The sequence below is a fragment of the Acidovorax sp. 1608163 genome, assembly GCF_003669015.1.
Taxonomy (GTDB): domain Bacteria; phylum Pseudomonadota; class Gammaproteobacteria; order Burkholderiales; family Burkholderiaceae_C; genus Acidovorax.
Genome location: NZ_CP033069.1, coordinates 2909097 through 2920764 on the forward strand (window position 1 = coordinate 2909097; position 11668 = coordinate 2920764).

Here is an 11668-nt window from a genome sequence, read left to right on the forward strand (position 1 = left end):
CAGGGCCCCGTTGTTCATTCAGGATCGGGGTACTTGAGTGCGATGCTGCGGAAGTCTTCCGCAATGTCCACAAAGGCATCCACCATGTCCGGGTCAAAGTGGGTGCCCTTGCCCTTGAGGATGGTGCTGCAGGCCTGCTCGTGCGAGAAGGCCACCTTGTACACGCGCTTGTTGATGAGCGCGTCATACACATCGGCCACCGCCATGAGCCGGGCCGACACCGGAATATCCTCGCCCGCCAGCCCCAGCGGGTAGCCACTGCCGTCCCACTTTTCCTGGTGGCTGTAGGCAATTTCCTTGGACACGCTCAAAAACGCCACCCGCATGCCCAGCCGCCGCTCGGCGTCTTCGATCGCGTTGCGCCCCAGGGTGGTGTGGGTCTTCATGACCTCAAACTCGTCCACCGTGAGCTTGCCAGGCTTGAGCAAGATACTGTCCGGGATGCCGATCTTGCCAATGTCGTGCAGCGGCGCCGATTTGTAGAGCAGCTCGATCATGCGCTCGGTCAGCACCGACTCAAAGCGCGGATGGTTGCGCAAGCGCTCGGCCAGCGTTTTCACATACAGCTGGGTGCGGCGGATGTGGTTGCCGGTTTCGTTGTCGCGCGTCTCCGCCAGCGACGTCATGGCCATGATGGTCACGTCCTGGATGGCCTGCACCTCCAGGGTGCGCAAAGCCACTTCGCGCTCCAGGTAGGCGCTTTTGTCGCGCAAAAAATCGGCCGTGGCCTTCAGCGCCAGGTGGGTGTTGACACGGGCCAGCAAAATGGGCGGGCTGATGGGCTTGGTGATGTAGTCCACAGCCCCAGGGCCAGGCCCATGCGCTCATCGTCGGGGTCTGAGCGGGCGGTCAGAAAAATCACGGGGATGTCTCGGGTGGCCGCATTGGCCTTGAGGCGGCGGCACACCTCGTAGCCATCGACCTCGGGCATCATGATGTCCAGCAGCACCAAGTCCGGAGGCGTGCCCGACAGCGCAATCTTGAGGGCCTTCTCGCCGTTGTTGGCCACCTTCACCATGAAGTGATCGCGCAGCAAGGTCCCCATGAGCGTGAGGTTCTCGGGCGTGTCGTCCACCACCAGCACGGTGGCGATGTGCTTGTCCACCAGGGTGGAAGAATTCACGACAAAGGGCGCTTGTTCCATGGGCATTCCTGCGAAGTACACCGTTCAGAGATCCTGGCCACCAATGGGGCGATCCTGGGGATCGCCCTCCCGCCGCTCGGGCATCTGCTCCAGGGCCAGTTCGAAATCAAAGTTGCGAACCTGCGCCTGCACCACCGCAAAGCTTTCGCCCAGCACGGCCTGAAGCATAGTTGCATTGTGTTGCAAAAACTCGGTGGCCGCCGGGTCATCACGCTCCAGCAGTTGACGCAACTGCGCCAAGGCGTCGTCAGGCGATGCCACGGCCACCTCTGGGGTGGGCGCTGGCGCCACAGGCACAGGCGAGACCTGCGCCAGTTCAGACTGCCGCACCCATGCTTGCAAGCCTGCCACCAACGGTTCCATGGACGCCGCCAGCGCACCCAGCAGCGGAATCAACTGGGGGGTCGAACGGTCCACCAGCGGGTTGCGCAGAGCCTGCTCCAGCGCACGCGCATGCTCTGAGGCTTCCTGCGCCCCGATGTTGGCCGCCACCGAGCGCAGCGTGTGCGCCAGCCGTTCGGCCAGCGCACGGTCGCCGCCCGCAATGGCCGCATCGATCTGAGACACCACCGACGACTGCGCCTGCACAAAGCGGGTCAGCATGTCGGCATACAGCGCAGGCTTGCCCAGGGCGCGCTGCAACCCCAGGGTGGTATTGAGCCCCAGCACCACCGGCGGCCACCCCACCAGGCGGGGCACCGGCGCGGCAGGCACCACCAGGGGCTGCGACAGCGCGGGCGCCTGCACAGCCTGCGCCCCCAGACCGGGGCGCGGGCGGATCCAGCGCGACAGCGCGGCCCACAGCGCGGCTGGCTCAATGGGTTTGGCCACATGGTCGTTCATGCCCGCAGCAAAGCAGCGTTGCCGATCGGACTCCATGGCGTTGGCCGTCATGGCGATGATGGGCAGATCACGGTAACGCGGGTCCTGGCGCAGTTGCCGGGTGGCGGTTTCCCCGTCCATCACGGGCATCTGCATGTCCATCAGCACGGCGTCGTAGCTGGCTTGTTCCAGTTGGTCCAAGGCCATCTTGCCGTTGTCCGCCACATCCACCACAAAGCCCGCGTCGCGCAGCAACTCCACCGCAACAATCTGGTTGAGTTCGTTGTCCTCCACCAGCAGCACGCGGGCGCCGCGCACAGCGAGGGGCAACACCTCCACCGCCGGTGCCACGGCAGGTACGCGCAGGTGGCTTGCACCGTCCAGGGGCTGCATCAAGGTGTCAAACAACAGCGAAGCATTGACGGGCTTGATTAACACCGTCTCGATGCCCTCGGCGCGTGCTGCGCGCATCACATCCTCGCGGCCATAGGCCGTGACCATGAGCATCTGCGGCACCTGGGGCATGCCCAGGCTGCGGATGTGCCTGGCCAGCTCCACGCCGTCCATGCCCGGCATGTGCCAGTCCAGCAACAGCAGGCCATAAGGGCGCTGCTTGTCCATGGATTCGCGCAGCGTCTGCAAGGCCTCCAGGCCCGAGTAGACCTGGTCCACTTCAAAGCCCATGGCCATCAACATGTCAGACAGCACGGTGGCCGCAGTGTGGTTGTCGTCCACCACCAGCACGCGCCGCCCGCGCAGGTCGGCCGGGGGCTGCAGCACCCGAGCCGGCGCACCCCGCTCCAGCGGCAGCGTGATCCAGAAGGTGGAACCCCGCCCAAACTCGCTGCGCACCCCCACCTCGCCCCCCATCAGCTCCGCCAGGCTCTTGCAGATGGCCAGCCCCAGCCCCGTGCCGCCGTAGCGGCGCGTGGTGGAGGTGTCGGCCTGCTGAAAGCTCTGGAACAGGCGCGCAATCTGCTCCGGCGTCAGCCCGATGCCGGTGTCGCGCACCTCAAATCTGAGCATGACGCGCTGGGCACTTTGCTCCAGCAGACGCACCACAATGCTGATCTCGCCCTTGTCGGTGAACTTGATGGCGTTGTTGGCGTAATTGATGAGGATCTGCCCCAATCGCAACGCATCCCCCACCAGATTGGGCGGCACATCGCTGGCCACATCGCACACCAGCTCCAGGCCCTTGACGCCCGCCTTGTAGCCCACCACATCGGCCACGCTCTCGAGCAATCGGTCCAGCACAAAGGGCTGCTTTTCCACCGACAGCTTGCCCGCCTCGATCTTTGAAAAATCCAGGATGTCGTTGATGACCCCCAGCAGATGCTGGCCGGCCTGCTGGATCTTGCTCACATAGTCGTGCTGGCGCGGGTTCAGGCCCGATTTGAGTGCCAGGTGCGACATGCCGATGATGGCGTTCATCGGGGTGCGGATTTCATGGCTCATGTTGGCCAGAAAATTGGACTTGAGCGCCGTCGACTCCTCGGCCAGGTCTTTGGCGCGCAGCAGGCTTTGCTCTGCCAACTTGCGCTCGGTGATGTCGACAAACGTACCTATCGCACCGCCCGCAGACCCGTCCGGCCTCAAAAAGCCGTGCAGCCAGAACAGGGTGTGGTGCATCTGGCCATCGGCATAAGGCAGGTCCACCTCTTTGTGCACCGCCCGCACGCCGTCCAAGGCCTGTGCAGCATCCTGGTCAAACTGCGAGCGCAACTCATCGGGCAAAAAGCCCAGGTCGTAAACGGTTTTGCCGATGAATTCGGCGCGCTGCACACCAAACGCCTGCTCATAGGCGCGGTTGAAGCCGATGTAGCGGCCATCGGCCCCTTTGTAGAACAAGGGCACGGGGATGGCGTCGATCAACGCCTGCTGGAAGTCCAGCTGCGCAGCCACCTGGGCCTCCAACTGCTTTTGGTCGTGGATATCGACATTCACGCCCACCACGCGCACGGCGCGCCCCTGCTCATCGCGGAAGATGCGGGCGGCCTCCAGGAACCAGCGCACCTCCCCGTCGGGCCGCACGATGCGCCAGGAGTCACGCAAATGGTCTTGCGTGCCATGGATGCTGGCATCGAAGTATTCGCGGGCGCGGTCACGGTCCTGCGGGTGCAGGCAGGCCAGCCAATCCTCGCGCGACTGGGGCTGCGAGTCGGGGGCAAAGCCCATCATCGCCGCCAGCTTGGAAGACCACAGGATGCGGCCACTGACCAAGTCCACGTCAAAGACACCGATCTTGCCAGCCTCCTGCGCCAGCTCCAGCCGCTCATGGATTTCGCGCAGCGCCACCTCGGCCTGGCGTGCCTCGGTCACGTCCTCGATCACCCACAGCGAGGCATTGGCAAACCCCTCCATCTGCAGCCTACGCCCTGACAGCCGCGCATGGAAGCTGCTGCCATCGGGCCGATACAACAAGGCCGTCTCACGCACCGCCTCATCGGGCTCCAGCCCCGGCATGCCCTTGGCACGGAAGGCCTCATAGGGCACATCGCCACCAAACAAAAACGCCGCATAGCGCCCCAGCAGCTGCGACGAGGTTTCGCCCATGAGGGCCACAAACGCGGGGTTGAACTGGCGCAGCTGCCCATCGCAAATCAGCACGATGGGCGGGGCATTGTCAAAAATGGCGGTTTGCTGCTCCAGCAGCTCATTGAGCAGGCGCTCGCGGCGCTGCAACTCGGCCTGCGAGCGCATGCGCTCCGACACTTCTTCGTGCAGGCCCACGATCGCAATGCGCTTGCCCCGCGCATCGAACACGGGCGACAGGGTCGCCTCGTCGTGGTAGATGCTGCCGTCCCGGCGCTGGTTGACAAAATTGCCTTGCCAGGACTGCCCCGAGAGCAACGTGGCCCACATGGACTGGTAGGTTGCGGCGGGCGTCTGGCCGCTGGCCACGATCGACGGCTTGCCCCCTCGCACCTCCTCCAGCGTGTAGCCGGTGTTGCGCTCGTACTGGGGGTTGACCCATTCAATACGCCCATCGCCATCGGTGATCACCACCGCCACCGGGCTGCTCTCCAGCGCAGCCCCCAGCACCCTGAAGCGCTCCAGCGCAGCCGCCACTTGCGCGCGGCTGCGCAGCAAATCCAGCAGCAACCAGCCCAGCAGCGCAAACAGCACAAACGCCACGGCCCCCACCTGCAAGCGCTGCGACCAGGGCATCAAAGCACTCACATCGTCCAGCAGCACCAGTTGCCACTGCCCACCCGGGTCGTGCAGATCGATGCTGCGGTGCGCGATGGCATGGGGCACCCCGTTGAGCACGACCTGCGTGGCCTCGGGGCTGAAGGGGAGTGCAGAGGCCACGCCCTTGTCAAAATGCCGCCCAAACTGCCGCGACGCGCGGATGCTGTCGATGCGGGCCTGCGTGAGGGGTGGCGCCACGGCAAACAGCCACTCGGGTCGCGTGGACGAAAACGCCACCCCCTGCGGCGACAGCAGCAAAGCGGGCATGCCAATGCGCGCCAGCAGGCTGTCAAACGACTCAAAACCCACCTTGAACATCACCACGCCGATGATGGCGCCCGACGGCGAATCCATCTCGTACAGCGGGGCGGCGTAGTACAGGCCACGCTCCTGCGAGTTGGTGCCAATGGCGGGGTACACACTCACCCCACCCTGGATGGCTTGCTGAAAGTAAGGGCGATAGGCCAGATTGATGCCCGTGGAGCGCGGCCCGGCGGTCTCGTGGGCCACCACGGTGCCGTCGGCCGACATCACGTACACGCCTTGCACCAGAAACCGCTCGCGGGCCACGCTCAGGCGGGCCAGCGCCTGCGGATAGTCCGGCGCAAGCACGCCCCGGGCCATGTCCTTGAGCAAAGGCTCACTCAGCCCCAGCAACGACACAGCCCCCGACATGCCGGAGCCCATGGCCTGGTTGTTAAGCAAATCGGTCGCTTGCTGCAGTTTGGTCTGGCGGTCTTCGTTGCGGTCCACCCCTCGCCAGTAGGCAAACAGCTCCACCGTGAGCCAGGCCGCCAGCAATGCGGCCACGGCCACGACGGCTACCGCCCTGAAGCCCTGGGCGTTGCGGTCCAAAACCTTGTCCACAAACACGCCCACGCCACCACCTGCCCGCTTCATGCCCAGCGCAACGCAGCACCCCGGCTGCGCACCCCACGGTCTGACCCAAATGACTTATCGCGCATCACTCACTCCCTAAAGACTGAACGCACCCACGCGCTATCGATTGAGATATTTCGCCGCTGAATGGGCCCTGCCTGCACGCCCGCAGCACCCCGCCTGCGCCAAGTGGCGCTGCCGCCTCACGCGCTCGCCACCACGGCGCTACTGGTGCGGGTACAAAAACGCATCCATCTCTTCCACAGGCACAGGCCTGCCAAACAGATACCCCTGGAACCCCTCGCACCCGTGCAGCCTCAAAAACCCCAGCTGCCCCGCCGTCTCCACCCCCTCGGCCACCACCTCCAGGTCCAGGCTCTTGGCCAGCGCCAGGATCGTCCTCACAATCGCCGCGTCGTTCGGGTCGCTCAGCACGTCCCTCACAAAGCTCTGGTCTATCTTCACCTGGTCCAGCGGCAGCCGCTTGAGGTAGCTCAAGCTCGAGTACCCCGTGCCAAAGTCGTCCAGCGCAAAGCCCACTCCTTCTTTCTTGAGTTGCTCCATGCGCTCTATCGTGTCTTCTATGTCTCCCAGCAGCAGGCTTTCCGTGAGTTCGAGTTTGAGTCGGTGCGGGTCGGCCTGGCAGTCTTTCAAGGTGCCCAGCACTTGGGCCACGAAGCCTGCTTGTCTGAATTGCCGGGCGCTGACGTTCACGGACAGGGTCAGGTGCGCTGTGGCCGGGTTTTGCGCCCAGGTGGCCAGTTGGCTGCAGGCGGTGTGCAGTACGGTTTGCCCCAGCGGCAGGATGAGGCCGGTTTGTTCTGCCAGGGGGATGAAGTCTGCCGGGCTGATCATGCCGCGCTGGGGGTGGCGCCAGCGTGCCAGGGCTTCTGCTCCCACGAGTTTGCCGTCGTGGTCCACCACGGGTTGGTAGTGCACCATGAGTTCGCCCCGTGCCAGGCCTTGGCGCAGGTCGGCTTCCAGGTTGGAGCGGGCGTTCACCGCCGCTTGCATGTCGGGGTCAAAGAAGCGTTGGGTGTTGCGTCCTGCGGCTTTGGCCTGGTACATGGCCAGGTCTGCGCGTTTGAGCAGTTCGTCGACCGTCAGGCGTTGTTCTCCGTACAGGGTGATGCCGATGCTGGGGGTGCTGTAGTGTTGGCCTCCGTCCAGCGCAAAGGGTTCGTTCAGGCTGGCCAGGAGTTTGTCAGCCACGATTTCTGCCTGGGTGGCGGCTTCGTGCAGGTCGGCGCTGAGGTTTTCCAGCATGACCACGAATTCGTCGCCCCCAAAGCGTGAGACGGTGTCGGCTTCGCGCACGCTGCCCACCAATCGCGCGGCCACTTGCGACAAAAGCTGGTCGCCCATGTCGTGGCCCAGGGTGTCGTTCAAGTCTTTGAAGTTATCCAGGTCGATGAACAGCAGCGCGCCTTGGGCTTTGGTGCGCTGGCCTGCGGCGATGGAGCGTTGCAGCCGGTCCAGCAGCAGGCGCCGGTTGGGCAGGCCTGTCAGGGCGTCGTAGAACGCCAGGCGCTCTATCTCTTGCTCTGCTCGCTTGCGGTCTGTGATGTCCATGGTGAAGCCATGCGACAGCACCGTGCCATCAGGCTCCTTGTGGGGCACGGCGCTGGTCATGTGCCAGCGCACGTCGCCCTCGGGCGTGTTGACGCGGTATTCGCACTGCCAGGGCACCATGCGGCGCACCGACACCAGGGCCGAGCGGCGCAGCTGTGGCGCATCCTCAGGCACCACATGCTTGAGCAACAGGCCATGGTCCCGCGCCACATCGCTGGGGGTGACACCCAGAAACTGGCGCACGGCATCGCTGATGTACTGCACGCTGGCCGTGGAGCCATCAGCATGCAGCCGGTACTGGTAGATGAACCCCGGGATGCGGCTGGCAATGCGCTGGATGAAGAGCAGTTGCTCACGCAGTTGCTCGGCGGCACGGTGTTCGTCCGTCACGTCCTGCACCACCCCCATCTGCACCGACATGCCATCGCGCGACAGCGAATGCCGCACACGCGAACGCATCCAGCGCACCTCGCCATCGGGGCGCTGCCAGCGGTATTCCATGTCCGAGCCATCACCCAGTCGGCAGGCCTTGTCGTAAATCAGGCGGTCTTCTGCAGGAATGCCGCTGACCGCCCGCTCGGTGCTGAGCCACTCCTGGCGCTCAAACCCGGCAATGTCACACAGGCCGGGGGACCACAGCAGCACCGTCTCGCCCGGGTCCTCGATGCGGCGCCAGTGCCCTGCGTGCGCCAGGCTTTCCATGGTGTTGAAGACTTCGGTCTGCTCGTGCAGATCACGGCGGGCATCGTCCAGGGCCGCCTCGGCGCTCGCCAGGGCCACGCGCAGGTTTTCGGCCTCGGAGGCGTCGCGCACGCTCACCACAATGCAGTGGTCGGCCACGCGCCGGGCCGACAAGTCCCACGCCAGCTGCACCCGCGTGCCCTCGCGCACCACCTGGCGGCAGTCCAGCGGCACGCCCAGGCGCGCCACGGCGCACAGCTGGTCCACCAGCGAGGTGCCGGCGAGCAAATCAAAAACGACCTCGGCCACCACGCCTTCCTCGCGCACCGCGCCCAGGCCCGGCATGCGGCGGGCAGCGGCGTTGGCCGCCCACAGGTAGAGGTGGTCTTCCTCCAGGCGAAACTCCAGCAGCGCCACAGGCACCACATCCAGCAGCGCTTGCAGCCGCCCATGCGCCTGGGGCCCCATCAGGCTGTCGCCCTCGGGGTAGAGAAGATCTGTCAGCAGTTCGGAAGAAATCACGATCGCTCTGGAGTCTCTGAAAAATGAAGGGCCGAACCTGGCGATGGGTGACGATTGCCGCCGCAATGATGACAGTATGTCAAAAGGTAACAGCAAATCGAAACAAAGCGGCAGAGATTTCTCAAGCTCGCCCCCTTCTGTACCCTGCTACAGTCCACGCCTCATTGCCGCAGCCCCCTGCCAAACCGCCCCTTTCAGCCACTTTTAGCACGCATGTCCGAGACGCTAGAACACCACACCCCCATGATGCAGCAGTACCTCGGCCTCAAAGCCGCGTACCCGGACACCCTGCTGTTCTACCGCATGGGCGACTTTTACGAGGTGTTTTGGCAAGACGCCGAGAAGGCGGCCCGTCTGCTCGACATCACCCTGACCCAGCGCGGCCAGTCGGGCGGGCAGCCGGTGGTGATGGCGGGGGTGCCCTTTCACGCGCTTGAAAACTACCTGGCGCGCCTTATCAAGATGGGCGAATCCGTCGCCATTGCCGAGCAGGTGGGTGAAGTGGGCGCCGCCAAGGGCCCGGTAGAGCGCAAGGTGGTGCGCGTGGTCACCCCCGGCACGCTGACGGACACCGAGCTGCTGTCCGACAAAACCGAATCCATGCTGCTGGCCGTGCACCAGGGCCCGCGTGCGCGCTGCGGCCTGGCGTGGCTGAGCGTGACGCAAGGCCGCGTGCACTTGGCCGAATGCACCCAGGACGAGCTGGCCCAGTGGCTGGGCCGTGTGGCCCCGAGCGAGGTGATCTACAGCGCGGGCGTGACCGAGCGCTTTGAACAGCAACTGCAGGTGATGCGCCAGGGCGGCGTCTTCACCTGCCCCATGAGCCTGCGGCCCGACTGGCAATTTGACAGCGCCCTGGGCGAGCGCAAGCTGCTGGAGCACCTGGGCGCGGCCAGCCTGCAGGCCTGGGGCGCGCACGAACTGGGCGAGGCCCATGCTGCCGCCGCCGGGCTGCTGCAGTACGCCGAACACACCCAGGGCCGCCAGCTCACGCACGTGCACGCCGTGCAGGTGCAGCGGGGCGACGACCTCATCGACCTGCCTGCCACCACGCGGCGCAACCTGGAGCTGGTCAAAACCCTGCGCGGCGATGACGCCCCCACCCTGTTCTCGCTGCTCGATACCTGCATGACAGGCATGGGCAGCCGCCTGCTCAAAACCTGGCTGCTGGAGCCCCAGCGCGAGCGCACCGAGGCCCGCCGCCGCCTCTCGGCCACCACCGCACTGCGCGGCGCCGGGGGCGCGGGTGGAGGGTCAGGCCCCTGGGTGCAACTGCGCAGCGAGCTCAAGGGCGTGAGCGATGTGGAACGCATCACCGCCCGCGTTGCGCTGCGCCAGGTGCGCCCCCGCGAACTGGTGGGCCTGGGCAAAACGCTACAAAAATCAGAGCTGCTAGCGCTTAATGCACAAGCGCCAGAGGCTTATTTGGCTCAAATTTTCAGCCACCTGCAGCCGCCAGAGGGCTGCACCGACCTGCTGCGCCGCGCCATTGCCGAGGAGCCCGCCGCCCTGGTGCGCGATGGCGGCGTGATCGCTGGCGGCTTCGACACCGAGCTGGACGAGCTGCGCGCCATCCAGACCAACTGCGACAGCTTTTTGCTGGAGCTGGAAACGCGCGAGAAGGCACGCACCGGCATCCCCAACCTGCGCGTGCAGTTCAACAAGGTGCATGGTTTCTATATTGAAGTGACGGGCAGCTACCTGGACCGCGTGCCCGACGACTACCGCCGCCGCCAGACGCTGAAGAATGCCGAGCGCTTCATCACGCCCGAACTCAAGGCGTTTGAAGACAAGGCGCTGTCGGCCAACGAGCGGGCACTGGCCCGCGAGAAATGGCTGTACGAGCAGATCCTGGACCAGTTGCAGCCCCATGTGCCCGCCCTCACGCAATTGGCGCAGGCCCTGGCCGCGCTCGATGTGCTGTGCACGCTGGCCGAGCGCTCGCTCACGCTGAACTGGTGCGCGCCCCAGTTTGCGCCCGAGCCCTGCATCGACATCGAAGGCGGCCGCCACCCGGTGGTGGAGGCACGGCTGGCCGAGACATCGAACGCCAGCTTCATCGCCAACCACACGCGGCTGACCGCCAACACCCGCATGCAGATCATCACCGGCCCCAACATGGGCGGTAAGTCGACCTACATGCGGCAGGTGGCACTGATCACGCTGCTGGCCTGCATGGGCAGCCACGTGCCCGCCACCCACTGCCGCATTGGCCCCATCGACGCCATCCACACCCGCATTGGCGCGGCGGACGACCTGGCCAACGCCCAGTCTACCTTCATGCTGGAGATGACCGAGGCCGCGCAGATATTGCACGCCGCCACGCCCCACAGCCTGGTGCTGATGGACGAAATTGGCCGGGGCACCAGCACCTTTGACGGCCTGGCCCTGGCCAGCGGCATTGCCACACACCTGCACGACAAGACCCGTGCCTTCACCCTGTTTGCCACGCACTACTTTGAATTGACCGAGCTGCCCACCAAGGCGCGGCACGCCGTCAACATGCACGTGAGCGCAGCCGAGGCGGGCAGCGACATCGTCTTCCTGCACGAAATCCAGCCCGGGCCAGCCAGCCGCAGCTACGGTATCCAGGTGGCCAAGCTGGCGGGCATGCCATCGCCCGTGCTGCACCACGCCCGCCACACCCTGAGCGCGCTGGAAGAGCGCGCGGGCGAGGACGATGTGCAGGTCGACCTGTTTGCCGCCCCGCCCGAGCCGGAAAACGCAGGCGCCAGCCCCGTGGAGGCAGCCCTGTCGGGCATCAACCCCGATGCGCTCAGCCCGCGCGAAGCGCTGGATGCGCTGTACCAGCTCAAGCGGTTGGCGGGTTCGTCCTCCTGAATCACAGTCAAA

At 65.3% G+C, this 11668-nt stretch carries 3 protein-coding genes and 1 pseudogene; 1 reads left to right on the plus strand and 3 read right to left on the minus strand.

Annotated elements, in window-relative coordinates; translation table 11 throughout:
* Positions 1 to 14 precede the first annotated feature (14 nt).
* The 3 genes and pseudogenes from EAG14_RS12950 to EAG14_RS12960 form a co-directional block, all read right to left on the minus strand.
* A pseudogene (locus EAG14_RS12950) lies at positions 15 to 1144 on the minus strand (two-component system response regulator).
* A 24-nt stretch (positions 1145 to 1168) separates the two neighbouring features.
* Positions 1169 to 6061 carry a PAS domain S-box protein gene (locus EAG14_RS12955; RefSeq protein WP_121729095.1) on the minus strand — a complete coding sequence of 1631 codons (4893 nt, stop codon included), beginning with the start codon at positions 6059 to 6061 and terminating at the stop codon, positions 1169 to 1171.
* Positions 6062 to 6265: 204 nt separating this feature from the next.
* Positions 6266 to 8761, minus strand: a complete 2496-nt coding sequence (locus EAG14_RS12960; RefSeq protein WP_121730465.1) for a bifunctional diguanylate cyclase/phosphodiesterase — start codon at positions 8759 to 8761, stop codon at positions 6266 to 6268.
* A gap of 267 nt (positions 8762 to 9028) precedes the next feature.
* Here EAG14_RS12960 and mutS point away from each other — a divergent pair, with 267 nt between their 5' ends.
* Positions 9029 to 11656, plus strand: a complete 2628-nt coding sequence (mutS, locus tag EAG14_RS12965; protein ID WP_121729096.1) for a DNA mismatch repair protein MutS — start codon at positions 9029 to 9031, stop codon at positions 11654 to 11656.
* Positions 11657 to 11668 lie beyond the last annotated feature (12 nt).

What these genes read in the sequence shown, in the direction of transcription:
- EAG14_RS12955 (WP_121729095.1), bottom strand. Translation starts at nt 6,061, where the DNA reads ATGAAGCGGGCAGGTGGTGGCGTGGGCGTGTTTGTGGACAAGGTTTTG.
- EAG14_RS12960 (WP_121730465.1), bottom strand. Translation starts at nt 8,761, where the DNA reads ATGGGGCCCCAGGCGCATGGGCGGCTGCAAGCGCTGCTGGATGTGGTG.
- mutS (WP_121729096.1), top strand. Translation starts at nt 9,029, where the DNA reads ATGTCCGAGACGCTAGAACACCACACCCCCATGATGCAGCAGTACCTC.